The 17166-nt window shown below is 69.2% G+C and carries 23 protein-coding genes; 13 read left to right on the top strand and 10 right to left on the bottom strand.

Annotated features, from left to right (window positions below):
• Positions 1-77: 77 nt before the first annotated feature.
• Entirely contained in the window at positions 78-695 is a 618-nt protein-coding gene (locus tag ACQEU1_RS00755) for a class I SAM-dependent methyltransferase (RefSeq protein ID WP_433195059.1), read from the bottom strand.
• Between the two features lie 70 nt (positions 696-765).
• On the opposite strand from ACQEU1_RS00755, the gene ACQEU1_RS00750 reads away from it, so the two are divergent.
• Together ACQEU1_RS00750 and ACQEU1_RS00745 are read left to right on the top strand one after the other, a co-directional pair.
• On the top strand, positions 766-1686 hold the full coding sequence (locus ACQEU1_RS00750; protein WP_433195057.1) for an AraC family transcriptional regulator: 921 nt from the start codon (positions 766-768) through the stop codon (positions 1684-1686).
• A 96-nt stretch (positions 1687-1782) separates the two neighbouring features.
• Complete coding sequence (locus ACQEU1_RS00745; RefSeq protein ID WP_433211261.1) at positions 1783-2253, top strand: GtrA family protein; 471 nt, start codon at positions 1783-1785, stop codon at positions 2251-2253.
• A gap of 1 nt (position 2254) precedes the next feature.
• Here ACQEU1_RS00745 and ACQEU1_RS00740 read toward each other — a convergent pair whose 3' ends face one another.
• From ACQEU1_RS00740 to ACQEU1_RS00730, 3 genes are read right to left on the bottom strand one after another with little or no spacing between them, the layout of a single operon-like run.
• Entirely contained in the window at positions 2255-2500 is a 246-nt protein-coding gene (locus tag ACQEU1_RS00740) for a DUF2630 family protein (protein ID WP_433195055.1), read from the bottom strand.
• On the bottom strand, positions 2501-2806 hold the full coding sequence (locus tag ACQEU1_RS00735; RefSeq protein ID WP_433195053.1) for a nuclear transport factor 2 family protein: 306 nt from the start codon (positions 2804-2806) through the stop codon (positions 2501-2503).
• Between the two features lie 14 nt (positions 2807-2820).
• Positions 2821-3165, bottom strand: a complete 345-nt coding sequence (locus ACQEU1_RS00730) for a VOC family protein (protein ID WP_433195051.1) — start codon at positions 3163-3165, stop codon at positions 2821-2823.
• Positions 3166-3369: 204 nt separating this feature from the next.
• Here ACQEU1_RS00730 and ACQEU1_RS00725 point away from each other — a divergent pair, with 204 nt between their 5' ends.
• Genes ACQEU1_RS00725 through ACQEU1_RS00710 form a run of 4 tightly spaced genes read left to right on the top strand, consistent with a single transcriptional unit; the run spans position 3370 to position 5590 of the window.
• Positions 3370-4224: a lytic polysaccharide monooxygenase auxiliary activity family 9 protein gene (locus ACQEU1_RS00725; RefSeq protein WP_433195049.1), complete on the top strand. Its 855-nt coding sequence runs from the start codon at positions 3370-3372 to the stop codon at positions 4222-4224.
• Positions 4224-4757, top strand: coding sequence for a DUF305 domain-containing protein (locus ACQEU1_RS00720; RefSeq protein ID WP_433195047.1), 534 nt, complete (start codon positions 4224-4226; stop codon positions 4755-4757). The genes ACQEU1_RS00725 and ACQEU1_RS00720 overlap by 1 nt, the downstream gene beginning before the upstream one ends.
• A gap of 34 nt (positions 4758-4791) precedes the next feature.
• Entirely contained in the window at positions 4792-5187 is a 396-nt protein-coding gene (locus tag ACQEU1_RS00715) for a PRC-barrel domain containing protein (RefSeq protein ID WP_433195045.1), read from the top strand.
• A gap of 31 nt (positions 5188-5218) precedes the next feature.
• A complete protein-coding gene (locus tag ACQEU1_RS00710) occupies positions 5219-5590 on the top strand; it encodes a VOC family protein (protein WP_433195043.1) in 372 nt (123 codons plus the stop codon).
• Here the strand turns inward: ACQEU1_RS00710 and ACQEU1_RS00705 are convergent.
• Entirely contained in the window at positions 5587-5916 is a 330-nt protein-coding gene (locus ACQEU1_RS00705; protein WP_433195041.1) for an STAS domain-containing protein, read from the bottom strand. The genes ACQEU1_RS00710 and ACQEU1_RS00705 overlap by 4 nt on opposite strands.
• 196 nt (positions 5917-6112) lie before the next feature.
• Here ACQEU1_RS00705 and ACQEU1_RS00700 point away from each other — a divergent pair, with 196 nt between their 5' ends.
• Positions 6113-7036 carry an anti-sigma factor RsbA family regulatory protein gene (locus ACQEU1_RS00700; RefSeq protein ID WP_433195039.1) on the top strand — a complete coding sequence of 308 codons (924 nt, stop codon included), beginning with the start codon at positions 6113-6115 and terminating at the stop codon, positions 7034-7036.
• Here ACQEU1_RS00700 and ACQEU1_RS00695 read toward each other — a convergent pair.
• From ACQEU1_RS00695 to ACQEU1_RS00685, 3 genes are all read right to left on the bottom strand, one after another.
• Positions 7024-7491, bottom strand: a complete 468-nt coding sequence (locus ACQEU1_RS00695; RefSeq protein ID WP_433195037.1) for a general stress protein — start codon at positions 7489-7491, stop codon at positions 7024-7026. The genes ACQEU1_RS00700 and ACQEU1_RS00695 overlap by 13 nt on opposite strands.
• Positions 7492-7500: 9 nt before the next feature.
• Positions 7501-7833: a hypothetical protein gene (locus tag ACQEU1_RS00690; protein ID WP_433195035.1), complete on the bottom strand. Its 333-nt coding sequence runs from the start codon at positions 7831-7833 to the stop codon at positions 7501-7503.
• 203 nt (positions 7834-8036) lie between these two features.
• Positions 8037-8213: a hypothetical protein gene (locus ACQEU1_RS00685; RefSeq protein WP_433195033.1), complete on the bottom strand. Its 177-nt coding sequence runs from the start codon at positions 8211-8213 to the stop codon at positions 8037-8039.
• A gap of 340 nt (positions 8214-8553) precedes the next feature.
• Here ACQEU1_RS00685 and ACQEU1_RS00680 point away from each other — a divergent pair, with 340 nt between their 5' ends.
• The 6 genes from ACQEU1_RS00680 to ACQEU1_RS00655 are packed head-to-tail and all read left to right on the top strand — an operon-like array spanning position 8554 to position 14980.
• Positions 8554-9549 (top strand): LacI family DNA-binding transcriptional regulator, encoded by a 996-nt coding sequence (locus ACQEU1_RS00680; RefSeq protein ID WP_433195031.1) that lies wholly within the window; start codon positions 8554-8556, stop codon positions 9547-9549.
• 40 nt (positions 9550-9589) lie between these two features.
• A complete protein-coding gene (locus tag ACQEU1_RS00675; protein ID WP_433195029.1) occupies positions 9590-11185 on the top strand; it encodes an FAD-dependent oxidoreductase in 1596 nt (531 codons plus the stop codon).
• Positions 11186-11204: 19 nt separating this feature from the next.
• On the top strand, positions 11205-12398 hold the full coding sequence (locus ACQEU1_RS00670) for an ABC transporter substrate-binding protein (protein WP_433195027.1): 1194 nt from the start codon (positions 11205-11207) through the stop codon (positions 12396-12398).
• On the top strand, positions 12395-13282 hold the full coding sequence (locus ACQEU1_RS00665) for a carbohydrate ABC transporter permease (protein WP_433195025.1): 888 nt from the start codon (positions 12395-12397) through the stop codon (positions 13280-13282). Before ACQEU1_RS00670 ends, ACQEU1_RS00665 begins: the two co-directional genes overlap by 4 nt.
• The gene (locus ACQEU1_RS00660) at positions 13272-14090 is read left to right on the top strand and encodes a carbohydrate ABC transporter permease (protein ID WP_433195023.1); all 819 of its coding nucleotides are present in this window, start codon (positions 13272-13274) and stop codon (positions 14088-14090) included. The genes ACQEU1_RS00665 and ACQEU1_RS00660 overlap by 11 nt, the downstream gene beginning before the upstream one ends.
• Entirely contained in the window at positions 14087-14980 is an 894-nt protein-coding gene (locus tag ACQEU1_RS00655) for an alpha/beta hydrolase (protein ID WP_433195021.1), read from the top strand. The genes ACQEU1_RS00660 and ACQEU1_RS00655 overlap by 4 nt, the downstream gene beginning before the upstream one ends.
• On the opposite strand, the gene ACQEU1_RS00650 is transcribed toward ACQEU1_RS00655, so the two are convergent.
• On the bottom strand, positions 14971-16035 hold the full coding sequence (locus ACQEU1_RS00650; RefSeq protein WP_433195019.1) for a family 2 encapsulin nanocompartment cargo protein terpene cyclase: 1065 nt from the start codon (positions 16033-16035) through the stop codon (positions 14971-14973). The genes ACQEU1_RS00655 and ACQEU1_RS00650 overlap by 10 nt on opposite strands.
• Entirely contained in the window at positions 16035-16889 is an 855-nt protein-coding gene (locus tag ACQEU1_RS00645; RefSeq protein ID WP_433195017.1) for a geranyl diphosphate 2-C-methyltransferase, read from the bottom strand. Before ACQEU1_RS00645 ends, ACQEU1_RS00650 begins: the two co-directional genes overlap by 1 nt.
• Between the last annotated feature and the right edge of the window lie 277 nt (positions 16890-17166).

Below are 17166 nucleotides of genomic sequence, written 5' to 3'. Positions count from 1 at the left end.
AAAGTTCGTGATCCATTGGATCCGTTGGTAGCAAAGCAACATCGTGCGGGTTCAATAGGTCGACAATGGACCTGTCCCTAGTGGACTCTCGCGACCTCGACTCCTGTGGTGCCGAACATCCGCAACCTGCGCACCCTGGTCGGCTCGACGGTGAACCCGGCCGCCTCGATCCGCTTCCGGACGGAGTCGCCGACGTTGTCGTGCAGGTGCTCCTTCATCGGTCCGCGGTGGTGGTGCACGATGTCGGCGAGCACCAGCACACCACCCGGCTTCAGCACGCGCCGCACTTCCGCCAGCATCTCGTCCTTCGACGTCGTGTCGAGGTGGTGCAGCATCAGGCTGGAGAAGACGACGTCGAACGTGGCGCCGGGGAACCCGAGCTCCTGCGCGTACCCCCTGTCCAGCCGCGCCCGCCGCCGGAGCTTGCGTTCCGCGCGCGCCAGCATCTTCAGGTCGGGGTCGACGCCGGACAGTTCGACGTCCCGGTGCCTCTTCGCGGTGGCGCGCAACAGGTTCCCGGTGCCGCAGCCGACGTCGAGGACGCGTTGCCCCGGTTGCGGCCGGGCCAGCTCGACCATCTCGGCGTGCACGCGGGCGAGCGCGGACACCTGGTGCACCAGGTCGTAGAACGGCAGCAGGTAGTGCTTGCCCATGCCGGGCAGGTAGTCCCGCTCCGGGGAGGATGTTTCGGCCATTAGGCCAGCGTGGCCGGGGTTCTGCCTGGATTTCTGCGCCGATCCGTGGTTCGAGTGGGACGATTTGACGGTGCGCACCCGACGAACGCCGCTGAAGGGCGACGAGCCGGCGAAGTACGCCTGGCAGCCCGTCCCCGGCGAGGTGCCGGTGGCGGTCGTGCCGCTCGGCCACGGCGCGGGCTTCGACGGCGCGCACGAGGCCCACTCCCACGACTTCCCCGGCATCGCGTACTTCGAGGCCTCCGGCGGCGTCGTGCGGCACGGCCGGCAAGTCCGGCAGGTCGAGGCGGGCGACCTGTTCGTCATCGCGCCCGGCGACGTGATGGGCCGGGCGCGCAGCGACGACCTGCTCGGCGCGCGCGGCTGGGGCGTCTTCTTCACCGCCGACGTGCTGAGCTCCGACACTCCCGGCACGCACCTGGCGTGGCGCACGCACCCGCTGCTGTTCCCGTTCGTCCGCGGCGGCGCCACGGGTGCGTTGCGGCTCAAGGTGCCCTCCGGAGCACGCGCCGAGTGGACCGCTCGCGTCGAGGCGTTGCACGACGAGCTGTCGCACCGCCGCGACGGCTACCGCGAGGCCGTGTCGGCGCACCTCACGTTGCTGCTGGTCGGGGTGTCCCGGCTGGCCGCTGACCTGGTCGGCGACCTGCGTGAGAACGCGGAACCGCTGCTGGCCGCGGTGTTCGACGTGATCGAGCGCCGCTACCGGGAGCCGCTGTCCCTGCGCGAGGTCGCGGCGGCCGTCAGCATCTCCCCCGGCCACCTCACGTCGACCGTGCGGCAGCGGACCGGCCGCACCGTGGGCGAGTGGATCACCGAACGCCGGATGGTGCTGGCCAGGCGCCTGCTCGCGGTCACCGACCTCCCGGTGGGCGACATCGGGCGCCAGGTGGGCATCCCGGACGCCGGCTACTTCGCGCGCACGTTCGGCAAACTGCACGGAACGAGTCCCACGCGTTGGCGGCAGTTCAACCACTTGAACACCCGCTGAACACCTGTGGTCGGCCTGTGGATCACCAGGCGTTTCGTCGTTTTCGTCCCTCTCGGACGTGGCACTGTCGAGACCATGACCGGCGGGACGCCCACCATGAACGAGAACAACAGAGACCTCGGCACGAGGTTCCACGACCTGATGGAAGTCGTGGTGAGGTGGCTGCCGTTCGGACTGTCCCGCGTCGTCGCGCCGAGCTTCCTCGGGTTCGCCCTGATCAACGGCTTCACCTTCGGCATCGACCTGCTGCTGCTCACGCTGTTCCGCAGCGGCCTCGGCCTGCCGGTCCCGATCGCGTTCACGATCGCCTACGTCCTGGCGTTCGGCCTCAGCTTCGTGCTCAACCGGGCCCTGAACTTCCGCTCGCACGCGCCGGTGGGCCCGCAGGCGGGCCTGTACGCCGTCGCGATCCTGATCAACTACCTGGCGTTCATCCTCGGGGTCGGCAGCGCGCTGACCGAGCTCGGCCTGCAGTACCACCTGTCCCGCATCGTCGCCGGCGCGTGCGAGGCCGCGTTCATGTACAGCGTCATGCGCTGGGTCATCTTCCGCGACACGAAGAACTGACCTACTGCAGGTAGCCCTCGACCTCGCCGACCGAGCGGGCGGGAACGTCCTCGGCGTCCTCGCCCAGCGACCGCGCGGACCGCCGCCGGCGCAGCAGGTCCCAGCACTGGTCGAGGGCCTCCTCGAGCGACCGCAGCCGCGCGTGCTCCTCGTCGGTGGAGATCTCGCCGGACGCGAGCTGCTGACGGAGCTTGTGCTCCTCGTCGACCAGCTCGTTGATGCGCCCCAGCACGTTCTCGTCGCTCATCTACGCCTGTCCCGTCTCGAAGCGGCTGACCTTGCCCGACTCTACGGCGAACCGCCAGTAGGTGCGCATCTCGCCCCACGTGTCGTTGTGCACGTGGACGATCAGCGACTTCCCGTCCTCCGAGGACGATTCGACCTTCATCGTCCCGTTGTCCTCGAACAGCTCCTTGGTGGTCCACGCGCGCAAGTCACGATCGCTGCCGTCATCGGACATCGTGGCGTTGTCCGTCAACAGCCCGTAGAACGCCTCACGGTCGCCCGCGTTCACGGCGGCGATGAACGCCTCGACGGTGGGATCGATGGTCATGTCCCTGCTCCTTCCTACGGCAGCGCTGCGAGCGAGAGGCTGTTGCCGTCCGGATCGAGCACCTCGACGTGCCGCACGCCGTTGGAGTACGTCTCCACGGGCTCATGCGTAACACCAAACGCCACCAGCCGCTCCAATGCCGCGGAGAACTCGTCGATCGTCACCCCGAACGTCACCATCGAACCGCCCACACGGGCAGATCGCACGTCACGGGCGTCGAGCACGATGTAGGCGTTCTCGCCCACCTGCCACAGGTGCTCCTCGCCGATGACCTCGTCCGCCGCCCGGCCGAAGAACACCCCGTACCAGTCGAGCGACCGCGTCAGGTCGCTCACGCACATCACGCTGTGCAGGTCCACGCTGCCCCACCTTTCCGGAGATCCGTCGTGAAAGCAGACCGACGGTGGCTCCGGAACTCATCGCAGGCGTGGGCGATTCGCCCGATTGGTCCAGCGAAATGGTTCAACCAATTGTTTACACTCGTGAACCAGGGCCGCCGACCCGTCACGCGACCACCTCCTGAACCGGGAAGTGGTCGCCACCTCCGCCTGCCAGGAGGCGCAGTGAAGACACGCACTCGGCTTGCCCTCGCGAGCCTGTCCGCCACCACCGCGATCGTCGTCGCGTTCATCGTTCCCACGACACCCGCGATCGCCCACGGCACGATGTCCGACCCGGCCAGCCGGGTCTACACGTGCAAGAACGAGGGACCGGAGACGCCCAAGTCCGACGCCTGCAAGGCCGCCGTCGCCGCCGGTGGCACCCAGGCGTACTACGACTGGAACGAGGTCTCGCTGCTCGAGGCCGGTGGGCGCCACCGCCAGCTCATCCCCGACGGCAAGCTCTGCAGCGCCGGTCGTGACAAGTACCGCGGTCTCGACCTGCAACGCGCCGACTGGCCCGCCAAGAGGGTCTCGCCGGGCGGGCTGACCGTGACGTACCACGCGTCCGCACCGCACTCGAACAGCAACTTCGAGTTCTACATCACCAGGGACGGCTGGAACCCGACCATGCCGCTGAAGTGGTCGGACCTCGTGCACCTGCAGACGTTCAACAACCAGAACCCGTCCACGTTCACCAATTGGACGCTCAACCTGCCGAACCGCTCGGGCCGCCACGTCCTGTACTCGATCTGGCAGCGCGTGGTCGGCAGCAACGAGGCGTTCTACACGTGCTCGGACGTCGACTTCGGTGGCGGCACCACCAACCCGCCGACGACCACGACGACGACCCAGCCGCCCACGACCACGACCACCACGACGCAGCCGCCGGCCGGTGGCACGTGGGCCGCGGGCACGACGTACTCGGTCGGCAACCGCGTCACCTACGGCGGCGTGAACTACGAGTGCCAGCTCGCGCACACCGCGCTCGCCGGCTGGGAACCGCCGAACACGCCCGCCCTGTGGCGACGCCTCTGATGCGGTTCTTGTTGCTGTTGCTCGCCTTCATGGTGTCCGGCTGCGCTTCGACGCAGCCGGACGCCGTGTTGCGCGGCGATCCGCTGGACGTGATGTTCCTGCAGATGATGCTCCCCCATCACCAGCAGGGAGTGGAGATGGTCGCGCTCGCGAAGGACCGCGCGCAGAACGAGGAGCTGCGCATGCTCGCCGCCGCGATCGAGCAGACCCAGATCACCGAGGCCGGCACGATGCGCGACTGGCTCACGTCGTGGGGCGAACCCCTCACGGCACCGCCCGACGCGCACACGGGGCACGGCGGCATGCGCGAGTCCGACCCGAAGGAGGTCGCGCGGCTGGCGGCGTTGCGGGGCGCGGAGTTCGACCAGCGCCTGCTCAACGTCATGATCGCGCACCAGGACGACGCCGTGCAGATGGCCCGCTGGGAGAGCAGCGGCGGCGCGAGCCAGGAGGTGAAGGACCTCGCCGGCCGCATCGACCAGTCGCGGACCGCGCAGATCGCGATGATGAAGAAGTTCCTCGACACCACGTGACGGGGTACCCCATGGCGGACCTGAGGAGGCCGACATGCAACCCGTCCCGTTCATCCCGTGGCTGTGGCGCGATCCGTCGTGGGCCGGCGAGCCGAAGCCGGACCTGGCGGATCGCCCCGACTCCGGCCTGATCGGCTACGACGTCGAGGCGACCGACGGCGGCATCGGCAAGATCGACGAGGACAACGCGAAGGTGCCGCACGACTGCCTGATGGTCGACACCGGGCCGTGGATCTTCGGGAACAAGGTGGTGCTGCCCGTGGGCACCGTGCGGCACGTGGACCACGAGGAACGCAAGGTCCACGTCGACCGCACCAAGGAGCAGATCAAGAACGCGCCGCCGTACGACGCGAACGACCACGACGGCTACCGCGAGCGCACCGGCGAGTACTACTCCGAGAGCTATCGGCTGATGCCGCCGATGCTCTGACTCCCGTTGCGGACTACCTAGGATCGAGCGCATGACCTCGGTGCTGCAGAACGTCGCGATCGACTGCGCGAACGCCTACGAGCTCGCGTTGTTCTGGAGCAGGGTGACCGGTCGCCCGTTGCACCCCGACGACCAGCCGGGCGACCGCGAGTGCGAGGTGCTGCTGGCCGAGGGGCCGGTGCTGTACTTCAACGAGGTGCCCGAACCCAAGACGGCGAAGAACCGGCTGCACCTCTGCCTGCGCCCGGACACCACGCGCGACGAGGAGGTCGCGCGGTTGCTCGGGCTCGGCGCGACGTTCGTCGGCGACCACCGCAACCCCGACGGCACGGGCTGGGCGGTGCTCGCCGACCCCGAGGGCAACGAGTTCTGCGTGCTGCGCGGCTCCGCCGAACGGGCCTAGGCGGGCACCTCCGGCGGGGCCAGGGCGTCGAGCACTGACGAACGGACGCCCAGCACGCTCATCAGTTCCAAGGCACGCAACGGCCGCAGCACCGCGGCGGTGTTCGCCACGACGATCAGTGCGCTGCCGTGGCGCAGGCACAGGTCCTGGTGGTCGAGCAGCACGCCGATGCCCTGGGCTCCGAGGAACCGGACACCGCTCAGGTCCACGACGACGGGTGCGGGCGGGATGACCGCCGCGACCGCTTCGGTGAGGCACTCGGCCAGTTCGCCGGCCGTCGTGCAGTCGACCTCGCCGCCGACCCGGACGAGGATGGAGACGCCCACGCTTTCGCAGTTCGTGCGGAAAGGCACTTGTCCGTTGGGGAGCACGAGGCAACCTCCAGTAGGGACGGCACGCACGGCCGTCTACCGGGCTGGCTGCTCAACCCACACGAACCGTAGCGCACTCGGTGTGTGAGTGCCGTTCGTGTGACGGGTTCCCTCGGATGGATCACAGCTTGCGCGCGTAACATCGGTCGCCGTGACCGGTTTCTTCCACGAGACCGCCTTCTACGGCTCTGACGACGAGTTCCTCGCGCACGCCGTGCCGTTCGTCGAGAACGGCCTGCGCGAGGGTGAGCCGTCTGTGGTGGCGTGCACGAAGCACAACACGGCGCTGCTGCGCGGCGCGCTCGGCGACACGGCCGTCATGTACCTGCCGGGCGCCGACCAGTACTCGCGGCCGTCCGAGTCGATCGCCCGCTTCCGCGCGCTGTTCGCCGAGCACACGGAGAGCGGCGCGCGGCAGATGCGCGTGGTCGGCGACGTGCCGCATTCCGGTGTGGGCGCCTGCTGGGACTGGTGGGCGCGCTACGAGGCCGCGGTGAACCAGGCCTACGCCGAGTTCCCGGTGTGGGGCCTGTGCCCGTACGACACGAGGACCACGCCGAAAGAAGTGCTGGCGGACGTGCTCAGCACGCACCCGAACATCACCCCCGCGCCCGGCACGCACGAACCCAACCCCGGCTACCGCGAGGGGCTCGCCGCGTCGCCGCAGGTCGTCGACCCGCTCGAAGAGGGCTTGCCGCTGGTCGAGCTCTTCGACACGTCGGCGGGCGCGGTGCGGGAGGCGGTCGGCACGGCCATCGAGCCGCTGAACCTGTCCGAGGACGACGCGCACGACGTCGTCTACGCGGCCAGCGAGATCGTCACGAACGGCCTGACGCACGGCGTCGCCCCGGTCCGGTTCCGGCTCTGGGCCGGCGGGTCACGGGTGATCGTGTCCGTGACCGACCAGGGTCCGGGCCCGTCCGACCCGCTGGCGGGACTGATGCCCACCAAGGAGACGCTGTCGGCCGGGCTCGGCCTGTGGATCCTGCACCGCACGTGCGGCTACGTGGCGATGGGCCGCGACGGGGACGGCTTCACCGTGCGGGTGAGCGTGGGCGGCTCTCAGAGCACGTAACGCGCGGCCTCGGCGGCCCGCTCCTGGTCGACGTGCACCTCGTACCGCCGGGCCTGCAACGTCATCGTGCTCGCGAAGTCACGGCGGCCGCGCGTGCTCCAGTGCGCCGCGAACCCGAAGACACCGCCCCAGAACGCACCGGCGAGAACGCTGACCGCCAGGAACCACACCCAGCCCGTTCCGGCCGTGAACAGCGCGAACAGCAGACCGATGAACACGCCGAACCAGGCACCGCTGATCGCGCCCAGCACCGCCGACCGGCCGCGGGTCAGCCGCCCGGTCACCTGCTCGACCATCCGGACGCCCTCGCCGATGATCCGGACGTTCTCCACCGGGAACCCGTCGTCGGACATCCTGTCCACGAGCCGCTGGGCGTCGAGGTAGTCGGGGTAGCTCGCCAGCAGCGCCGACTCGACCCGGCTCACTTCCTGGGGCACTTCGTGCTTGATGTCCACCCTCACCGGTTACCCGCGCGCGAGGCGGTTGACACGATCAACTTCGCGCGGCACCGGCAGAACGGTCTTGCGGGACAGCAGCCGGTGGGCGACGGTCAGCAACGTCCGCGCCTCCATCCGCTCGCCGTAGCGCAGGTGCTCGTCCACGGCCACGACGCATCCCATGACCTGCGGCGACACGCTCGCGTTCACCGCCGTGCACGCCGCGAGCGCCTCCTGGAGGCCCCTGCGGGCGTCGTCGGCGTCGACACCGGCCAGCGCTGAGCAGACCGCGTTGTCCAGCTTCTCCAGCGCCGTCGCGCGCATCTGACGGGACGCGGGCTCGTCGAGTTCGGTGGTCATGCTCGCCTGCCTTCACAGTCGGAATCCTCGCGCCGACTGCTTGACGCCCCGCGCGTGGTTACCCGCCTCGAGCGCCCTCAAACCGGGTCTTCACCGGCGCCGGCGACGAGAATGCCGCCTTGGCGACGAACCAGCCCTGCGCACGGGCAGCCCGACCGTGTCACCCGGCCTGGTCCACCCGGCGAAACAGGACTTCACGGCACTCAGGACACCTGGCGCAGTTCGCGGTCGCACGCCACGAGGTGCTCCCACGTGCGGCCGCGCTGACTCGGCGGTGCTTCCCCGTCCGCGGTGCACACCGGGTACACCAGACCGAAGGGAACCGGTTGGTCGAACTCGTCTCCGGTGTGGATGTCGACGATGCGGCGCACGTGTGCCATCACAACCACTCCCTCACGGGTGGTGCTCGGTGGGACCAAATGGGTTTGGGCACCTCGAATACCCCGTGAGCTGCACGGACATGCGTTGCCGCGTTGCGACATCAGGGTGAACCGACAGTCCATTGTGGACTAACCCACCGGCACCGCCGGCCCTCCCTCCTCCGGCACCGGAGGAGGGCGTGGTGCGGGATGTCGGAACTTCTCCCCGCCGGTCGCCGGCACGAGCACCCTTGCTCCCCAACGCGAGGCCCGTCAAGGTGCTAATTCGAATTATTACTGGGTTGACGGCGATGCGGGTGCTGGCGCAGACTCCGTGCCAATTCGAATTGGCAGGTGTTCAATGGCCAAGAGGCTCACCCAGCAGGACATCGCGCGGATGGCGGGCGTCAGCCAGGCCACGGTGTCACTGGTGCTCAACAACCGGACCGACAGCGGTGTCCGGATCGCGGACGAGACCCGTGCGCGCGTCCTGGAGGTCATCCGCCGCACGGGCTACGTCGCGAACCCGATCGCGCGCCGCCTGCACGACCAGCGCAACCGGATCCTCGGCGTGTTCACCTACGAGGCCGTCTTCCCGAGCACCCGCGCCGACTTCTACCAGCCGTTCCTCGAAGGCATCGAGGAGCAGGCCGAGGAGGCGGGCTGCGACCTGCTGCTGTTCACGAGCGCCAAAGCCGCGGAAGGGCGGCGGCGGATCTTCAACGACGACAGCAGGATCCGGCTCGCGGACGGGTGCGTGCTGCTCGGCCGCACGGTCGACCGCGACGACCTGGCTCAGCTCATCGCGGAGGCCGTCCCGTTCGTGTCGATCGGCCGTCGTGACGACGCGGGCGGGCCGGTCCCGCACGTCGGTGCCGACTACAGCGCCGCGGTGCGGGACCTGGTGGACCGCGCGGTGGCCTTGGGCCATCGGAAGTTCGCCTACGCCGGCGCCGGCACGGGCGCGGAGTCGTCGGCCGACCGGTTGCGCGGCTTCAAGCAAGCCGTTGCGGCGCAAGGAGTTCAAGGCACGCACGTGCCGTTCGCCGGGCTGGAGCAGTTGCTCGACGACGGGATCACGTGCGTGCTCGCCGAGGAGGTCTCCGACGGTGCCGCGCTCGTCCTCGCCGCCCGCGAGCGCGGCCTGTCGGTCCCCGGTGACCTGTCCGTGCTCACGCTCGGCGCGGCCACCAGGCCCGCGCCGGACGACATCGCGCTGACCGGGTTCCGGATCCCGCGCCGGGAGATGGGACGGCGGGCCGTGCAGGCGCTGACCGAGGTGCTCGAACACGGCACCACCCCGCAGGAGCTGCTGGCCTGCGAGTTCGTCGAAGGCACCACGTTGGGCGCCGTCTGACGGAGCAGTCCGCCACCCGCGTTGATCCTGGAGGAATCTGTTGTCCCACAACACAGACGTCATCATCGTCGGCGGCGGGCTCGGCGGGGTCGCCGCGGCACTCGCGTTGCTGCGCGCGGGACGCCGGGTCGTGCTCACCGAGGAGTTCGAGTGGCTCGGCGGGCAGCTCACCAGCCAGGCCGTGCCGCCGGACGAGCACAGCTGGGTCGAGCGCTTCGGCGTCACCGCGTCCTACCGGGCGTTGCGCGACGGCATCCGCGACCACTACCGCCGCCACTACCCGCTGACCCCGCGGGCGAGGGCGTGGCGCGAGCTCAACCCCGGCGCGGGCAACGTCAGCCGCCTGTGCCACGAACCCCGCGTGGCCGTCGCCGTGATCGACGAGATGCTGGCGCCGCACCGGGGCAGCGGCAGGCTCACGGTCCTCCAGCCGGCGCGGCCGGTCTCCGCGCGCACCGACGGCGACCGGATCGTGTCGGTCACCGTCGAGCACAACGGGTCCGAGGTCGAGCTCGCGGCGCCGTACATCCTCGACGCGACCGAGACCGGCGAGCTGCTCCCGTTGTCCGGCACCGAGTACGTGACGGGCTTCGAGTCCACACTGGACACCGGCGAACCGAGTGCGCCGGAGACCGCGCAACCGGCGAACATGCAGGCGATGTCGGTGTGCTTCGCGATCGACCACGTCGACGGCGACCACACGATCGACCGGCCCTCCCGCTACGACTTCTGGCGCGAGTACCAGCCTTCCTACTGGGGCGACCGGATGCTGTCGTTCCGCTCCCCCGACCCGCGCACGCTGGCCATCGCCGAGCGCACGTTCACGCCGAACCCCGACGACGACCCGCTCGCCGTGCTGTCCGACCAGCGGCTGAGCGCGGGCGACAGCAACCTGTGGACGTTCCGCCGCATCGCCGCCCGCCGCAACTTCGTCGACGGCGCCTACGAGAGCGACATCTGCCTGGTCAACTGGCCGATGATCGACTACTTCGAGTCGCCGGTGATCGACGTGCCGGACGCGGAGCGGCACATCGCGGCGGCACGAGAGCTGTCGAGGTCCGTCCTGTACTGGTTGCAGACCGAGGCGCCACGGCCGGACGGCGGCACCGGGTTCCCCGGGCTCCGGCTGCGCGGCGACGTCACCGGCAGCGCGGACGGCCTGGCGCAGGCGCCGTACATCCGCGAGTCGCGGCGGATGCGGACCGAGTACACGATCGTCGAGCAGGACCTGTCGCTGGCCGTGCGCGGCGACAAGGGCGCGGTGCAGCACGCGGACGCGGTGGGCGTGGGCATGTACCGCATCGACCTGCACCCGTCGACCGGCGGCGACAACTACCTCGACGTCGCGAGCTGCCCGTTCGAGATCCCGCTCGGCGCGCTCATCCCCCAGCGCGTCGAGAACCTGCTGCCCGCGGGCAAGAACATCGGCACCACCCACATCACCAACGGTTCCCACCGGCTGCACCCGGTCGAGTGGAACGTCGGCGAGGTCGCGGGCGCGCTCGCGGACTTCTGCCTGGCGCACCGAGTCACCCCTCGCGCGGTGCGCAACACCCCCGGCCTGCTCGCGGACTTCCAGCACCGGCTGGAACGCGACGGGGTCGAGCTCCGCTGGCCGGACGTGTCCGGTTACTGAAAGCCTCAGGGAGACAACGATGTCCAGGCTTCTCGCGCTTGTCGTCACAGCACTTCTCGCACTGACCGCGTGCAGTGGGTCCTCGGCGCAGTCCGGGCCGAAATCGCTGCGCATGACCGTGTGGACCGCCAACGAGGCGCATCTCAAGCTGCTCAACGAGATCGCGGCCGAGTACAAGGCGGCGCACCCGGACGTTACCGAGATCAAGTTCGACACGATCCCGGCCGACGGCTACACCACGACCCTCACCACCCAGATCGCCGGCGGCAACGCCCCGGACCTCGCCTGGGTCCTGGAGGAGTCGGCACCGGACTTCGTGTCGTCCGGCGCCCTCGCCCCGATCAGGGCGAAGGTCGAGAAGGCCGACGAGCTCGTCCCGTCCGCCACCAAGCTCTGGGAGAAGGACGGCGAGCTCTACGCCTACCCGTTCTCCACCTCGCCGTTCGGCCTGTTCGTCAACACCGACCTGGTCGAGGACCTGCCGGCGACCTGGGACGAGGCCGTCGCCGCGTCCGCCGGCAAGAACCTCGTGCTGCCGGACTTCAAGTACCAGAACTGGGCCGTGCTGTCGGCGATCTGGCGCGGCTGGGGTGCTCAGGCCTGGAGCGACGACGGCAAGCAGTGCGGGTTCGCGAGCGCGGAGATGAAGGACGCCATGGCGTTCATCCACAAGGCGATCTTCACCGACAAGGCGATCCCCGGCCCCGGCACGACCGTGGACTTCTTCGCGGGCAACGCGGCGATGGCCATCAGCCAGATCTCGCGCGCGGGTGCGTTGAAGGACGCCAAGTTCGGCTGGACGCTGCTGCCGTTGCCCAAGGGCCCCAAGGGTGACTACGCGGTGATCGGGCAGGCGGGCGTGGGCGTGCTGAAGCGCTCGAAGAACGCCGAGGCCGCCGCGGACTTCCTCGGCTTCTTCACCAACGCGGCCAACTCCGCGAAGCTCGCCCAGTTCTTCCCGCCGGTCCGGCAGTCGCTGCTCAACGCGGACACGCTCGCGAAGAGCAACCCGCTGATCAAGCCGGAGCAGCTGCAGTCGGTCGTGATCGACGGCATCAGCAAGGGCGTGGTGAAGCCCAGCCACCAGGGCCAGGAGGAGCTGAACCAGACGATCCGCGCGGCACTCGACCCGTTGTGGAAGCCGGACGCCGACGTGTCCGCGGTCCTCGACGGGGTGTGCGCGAAGATCAAGCCGCTGCTGGAGCGCTCGTGACGTTCTGGACGTATCGCAGGCGCGACAACCTGGTCGGCTACCTGTTCGTCGCGCCTGCTCTGCTCGGCAGCCTCGCGTTCGTGCTGATCCCCCTCGGCATGGTCGGCTGGTACAGCCTCAACGAGTGGAACGTGCTCGGCGGGACGTTCGAGTTCATCGGCGGCGAGAACTACGCGAGGCTGCTCGCCGACGAGAAGCTGCGCGACTCGCTCGTCGCCACGGCCTGGTTCGCCGCCGGGCTGGTGGTGCTGAACCTGTCGCTCGCGTTGCTGCTCGCCGTGCTGCTCAACCAGAAGCTCCGCGGCACCACGCTCTTCCGCACGTTGTTCTTCTCCCCCGTGCTGGTGTCGCTGGTGGCGTGGACGCTGGTGTGGCAGCTGATGCTGCAGCCGGAGGGCAGCGTGAACGACCTGCTCGGCGTGTTCGGCGTCAGCGGCCCGAACTGGCTGCGCGGCGAGTCCTCGGCCATGGTGTCGGTGATCGTCGTGCAGGTGATCAAGAACGTGGGCCTGAACATGGTGCTGTTCCTCGCCGCCCTGCAAGGGGTTCCGGCGCCGCTGTACGAGGCGGCGAAGATCGACGGCGCGGGCGCGTGGACCCGGTTCACCCGCATCACGATCCCGTTGATCAGCCCGACGATCCTGCTCACGTCGATCATCACGATCGTCGGTTCGCTGCAGGTGTTCGCGCAGATCGCGGTGCTCACCCAGGGCGGTCCCGGCACGTCCACCACCGTGTTGATCTACTACCTGTACCAGCAGGCGTTCCAGTTCCACCACTTCGGCTACGGCGCGACGATCTCGGTGCTGCTGTTCGTCATCGTCGCCGCGCTGACGCTGGTGCAGTGGCGGATGCGCCGGAAGTGGGTGCTCCATGAGTCGTAAGGTCTGGCTGTACGGGTTGCTGTGCCTGCTCTGCGTGCCGTTCGTGTTCCCGACGTGGTGGATGGTCACCTCGTCGATGAAGCCGATCGGCGAGATCTTCTCCGAGTCGCTGCTGCCGTCCGACTGGCAGTTCTCGACGTACGAGACCGTGTTCAGGATGCAGCCGTTCGGGCAGCAGTACTGGAACAGCCTCTACATCGCGGTGATCGTGACGGCCGGGACGATGGCCGTGGCCGCGCTGGCGGGCTACGCGTTCGCGCGGATCAAGTTCCCCGGCCAGAACGCGCTGTTCGTCGTGGTGCTGACCGGCCTGCTCATCCCGAGCGAGGTGACGATCGTGCCGTTGTTCCAGCTGTTCCAGTCGCTCGGGATGACGAACACGCACTGGCCGTTGATCATCGTGCCGATCTTCGGGGCGCCCTGCGTGCTGGCGATCTTCATCATGCGCCAGTTCTTCCTGGCGCTGCCGCCGGAACTGGAGGAGGCCGCGCGGATGGACGGCCTGGGGCGCGCCGGGATCTTCTACCGCGTCGCGCTGCCGCTGTCCCGGCCGGCGCTGGGAGCCGTCGCGATCTTCACGTTCCTGCACTCGTGGAACCTCTACCTGGAGCCGATCGTGTACCTGTCCACGCCGGACATGTTCACGCTGCCGCAGGCGCTCACCCAGTTCGTCGACATCTATGGTGGGCCGATGTGGAACGTCCAGCTGGCCGCCGCGACCATGACAGCCGTCCCGATCCTGGTGGTGTTCGTGGTGGCGCAACGGCAGTTCATCGAGGGGCTCGCGCACACGGGCGTGAAGGGATGATCGACCAGGAGATCGCGGCGGCGATGGACTTCCCGCTGACGCCGCTCACGCCGGACCGGATCGGATGGCGGCGGGCCAACGGCCGGGTGGTCACCGACGCGGAGCTCACGCGGGGCGGGGCGGTGACGTTCAGCGAGGAGGACGCGGACGGCGTGCCGGTGCTGGTCCTGAGGCCTGCGCACGGCTCGTCTTCTGCTCCTCTCCTCCACATCCACGGCGGTGGCATGGTCGCCGGAACCCGGCGCTCCGACCTGCAAGCCCTCTCCGAGTGGGTGGCAGAGTTGGGCGTCACGCTGGTCTCCCCCGAGTACCGGCTCGCCCCCGAACACCCGCACCCCGCCCCGGTCGAGGACTGCTACCGCGCCCTGACCTGGATGGCCCGCAACGACTTCGCCGACCCGATCGTCGCCGGCACCTCGGCGGGTGGAGGGCTCGCGGCGGCCGTGACGTTGATGGCGCGGGACCAGGGCGGACCGGCGATCCGGGGGCAGCTGCTGATGTGCCCGATGCTCGACGACCGGTGCGAAACCCCGTCCAGCCACCAGTTCCTGGAAGGCACGACCTGGGTCCGCACGTCGAACCTCACGGGCTGGACGGCGTTGCTCGGCGAAGCGCGCGGCGGTCCGGACGTGTCGCAGTACGCCGCTGCGGCCCGTGCGAGCAGCCTCGAAGGGCTGCCGCCGACCTACCTCGACGTGGGCTCGGTGGACGTGTTCCGCGACGAGGTGGTCACCTGCGCGTCCAGGATCTGGCAAGCGGGCGGGGACGCCGAACTGCACGTCTGGCCGGGCGGTTGCCACGGGTTCGACCAGATCGCGCCGGAGGCGTCGCTGTCACGCCGCGCCCGAGCCACGCGGCTGGCGTGGCTCAGGCGAACGCTTCACTTGTAGCGCGGATGCGTGGTGTGCCACTCGAAGCCGCCACCCATCCAGGCCTTGGTGCCCTTCAGGAACCGGTGCAGCTCCGGCGACGGCACCGCGAGCAGCGCCTTGTGCCCTGCCTCGAAGTCGCGCACCAGCTGGTTGTGCAGCTCCACGGTCCGTTCGGTGGCCTCGGCGATCGAGCACTCCCGGTCCGCCGCGATCTGCAACACCATGTTGCACACGGGTTTCTCGTCGGCGGCGTCCTTCTCCACCGACACCAGGTCGTTCACGATCACCGACGCCGTGCCCGCGGCCGTGAGCAGCTGCCGCACGCGCGGGTCGTAGTACAGCGGCGCGGGCAGCTCGTAGCCTCCGACGGCGTCGATCAGCGTCATCGACGTGTAGAAGGTGTCGTGCTGCCGGGTCGCGAGGTACTGCCACGCGGGCGGGTAGTTGCCCGTGTGCCGCCATGCCGCGTAGGCGCCCCACGACACGAACATCGCGAACGTCGAGTAGCAGACGCGTTGCACGATGGTCGCCGTGGAGCGTGACGTGAGGTGGGCGATGCCCGAGCGCAGGCCGACGAGCACCGGGTCGTCCGCGATCCGCTCCTCCAGCGCGGTGGTGAACTCAGCGGCCGGAGCGACCGGGTCCATCGCGGCCATCGCCAGCGCCAGGCGCGGCGGCAGCTCGGCCGGGATCGCGCCCATCTCGGTGTCGTCGGCGTAGAGGTCGTCCGCGGCCCACCACGCCGCGTTGAGCCTCGCCGCGATGAGCAGCTGGTCGACGTCGTCCGTGTCGACGTGCGTGAGCACCGCGAGCCTGCCGAACATGCCGCCGAGGAACCGTTCCGGCTCCTCGAAACCGCACTCGCCGGCCCACGCGACGAGGCGTTCGTCCACGGCGGCCGCGAGCAGCGCGTCCTCGCGTTCGAGCACCGGCACGTAGAGCGGCGGCGCGGTGCCGTCACCCCACGGGCGTTCGGCGTAGCCCGGTTCGGGTGGCAGCTCCACGACCTCGGGCCGCCCGAGCCGGGCAGCGGAGGTGCCCAGCCCGGACGGCCCGGTGAGGAGGTCCTTCATCAGATGCGGTCCGCGACGATCAGGAGGTAGTGGAAGCTGCCTTCCTTGTACGCGGTGAGGAACGGGTCCTCGACGCCGGTCGCGACCGACGACTGCGCGCGCAGCTCCCAGTACGGGATGGTCTCCGGCGTCAGGTCGACGACGCTGATCGGCACGAAGCCGTTGTCCGCCAACGCCCGGAAGTAGTAGCTGCGCGGGTGGATGTTGCAGATGTAGTGCTGGTCGATCTGGCTGACGGCCCGCGAGCGCATGCCCGTCAGGTCGTTGGAGCAGCCGGTGATGCAGACGTACCGGCCGCCGGGCGCGATGAGCCGCGCGAACTCGCCGTACAGCTGCTGGAGGTCCACGTACATCGTGGTTTCGTTGGTCCAGATGCCGTTGAACGAGCCGGTCTCGAAGCCGGTGTCGAGCATGTTCTTGAAGTGGAACCTGACGTCGTTCGCGACGCCGCGTTCCCGCGCCTGGTTGTTGGCGAACGCGACCTGCTCCTCGGAGATGCTGACGCCGTCGATCCGCGCGCCGAACCGCGCGTTGGCCATGAAGCTCGTGCCACCACGTCCCGAGCCGCCGTCCATCAGGTGCGGGTTCGCGGGCAGGTCACCGAACGCGTCGAGCAGCACCTCCGCCTGCGCGGTCTCCAGCCGGTGCATCTCCGCGATCATCACCTGGTCGCGGACGTCGGCGGGCGCCTCGAGCACCGCGGGGTCGTACTGGCCGAGCCCGTAGTGGTGGTGGTAGAGCCCGTCCACCTCGCCGAGCTTGATGTTGACCGGGTCCTTCTCCTTGTTCCAGTAGTCCGCGACGGAACGCTGGTAGTCGGTGCGCAGAACCGGCTTCACAGTGGGGCTCGCCATGACCTGAGTGGCTCCTGTTCGTTGGATCGCTCACTGCCGAACAGGAACAGACCTTTGCAGCTGTCGGCCCAAGCGGCGATCCGCCGTTCAGGCTTGGTTCGGCCACGAACGGGTGTGCCCGATACTGCATTTCGGTAGCCCTCATAACCCAGGAAACCCCTTGGCTAGCCCCACTTTCGTGGGTTCTTGGCGACCAACCGCATGACGTGCAGGCCCTATATTCCACGCCGTCCGAAATGGACGTCACCCGATCGCCGGAGCCGCGAGCGCCGCTCCT

The sequence above is a fragment of the Lentzea sp. CA-135723 genome, from assembly GCF_050936595.1.
Taxonomy (GTDB): domain Bacteria; phylum Actinomycetota; class Actinomycetes; order Mycobacteriales; family Pseudonocardiaceae; genus Lentzea.
Note: the sequence above shows the minus strand (reverse complement) of the source record. Positions and strands in the feature narration are given on the sequence as shown.

Excerpts from the sequence above, each read along its gene's own strand:
- ACQEU1_RS00655 (WP_433195021.1), top strand. The coding sequence starts at position 14,087 with ATGATCGACCAGGAGATCGCGGCGGCGATGGACTTCCCGCTGACGCCG.
- ACQEU1_RS00755 (WP_433195059.1), bottom strand. The coding sequence starts at position 695 with ATGGCCGAAACATCCTCCCCGGAGCGGGACTACCTGCCCGGCATGGGC.
- ACQEU1_RS00740 (WP_433195055.1), bottom strand. The coding sequence starts at position 2,500 with ATGAGCGACGAGAACGTGCTGGGGCGCATCAACGAGCTGGTCGACGAG.
- ACQEU1_RS00720 (WP_433195047.1), top strand. The coding sequence starts at position 4,224 with ATGCGGTTCTTGTTGCTGTTGCTCGCCTTCATGGTGTCCGGCTGCGCT.
- ACQEU1_RS00685 (WP_433195033.1), bottom strand. The coding sequence starts at position 8,213 with ATGGCACACGTGCGCCGCATCGTCGACATCCACACCGGAGACGAGTTC.
- ACQEU1_RS00670 (WP_433195027.1), top strand. The coding sequence starts at position 11,205 with ATGTCCAGGCTTCTCGCGCTTGTCGTCACAGCACTTCTCGCACTGACC.
- ACQEU1_RS00645 (WP_433195017.1), bottom strand. The coding sequence starts at position 16,889 with ATGGCGAGCCCCACTGTGAAGCCGGTTCTGCGCACCGACTACCAGCGT.
- ACQEU1_RS00745 (WP_433211261.1), top strand. The coding sequence starts at position 1,783 with ATGAACGAGAACAACAGAGACCTCGGCACGAGGTTCCACGACCTGATG.
- ACQEU1_RS00690 (WP_433195035.1), bottom strand. The coding sequence starts at position 7,833 with ATGACCACCGAACTCGACGAGCCCGCGTCCCGTCAGATGCGCGCGACG.
- ACQEU1_RS00680 (WP_433195031.1), top strand. The coding sequence starts at position 8,554 with ATGGCCAAGAGGCTCACCCAGCAGGACATCGCGCGGATGGCGGGCGTC.
- ACQEU1_RS00735 (WP_433195053.1), bottom strand. The coding sequence starts at position 2,806 with ATGACCATCGATCCCACCGTCGAGGCGTTCATCGCCGCCGTGAACGCG.
- ACQEU1_RS00710 (WP_433195043.1), top strand. The coding sequence starts at position 5,219 with ATGACCTCGGTGCTGCAGAACGTCGCGATCGACTGCGCGAACGCCTAC.
- ACQEU1_RS00715 (WP_433195045.1), top strand. The coding sequence starts at position 4,792 with ATGCAACCCGTCCCGTTCATCCCGTGGCTGTGGCGCGATCCGTCGTGG.
- ACQEU1_RS00660 (WP_433195023.1), top strand. The coding sequence starts at position 13,272 with ATGAGTCGTAAGGTCTGGCTGTACGGGTTGCTGTGCCTGCTCTGCGTG.
- ACQEU1_RS00650 (WP_433195019.1), bottom strand. The coding sequence starts at position 16,035 with ATGAAGGACCTCCTCACCGGGCCGTCCGGGCTGGGCACCTCCGCTGCC.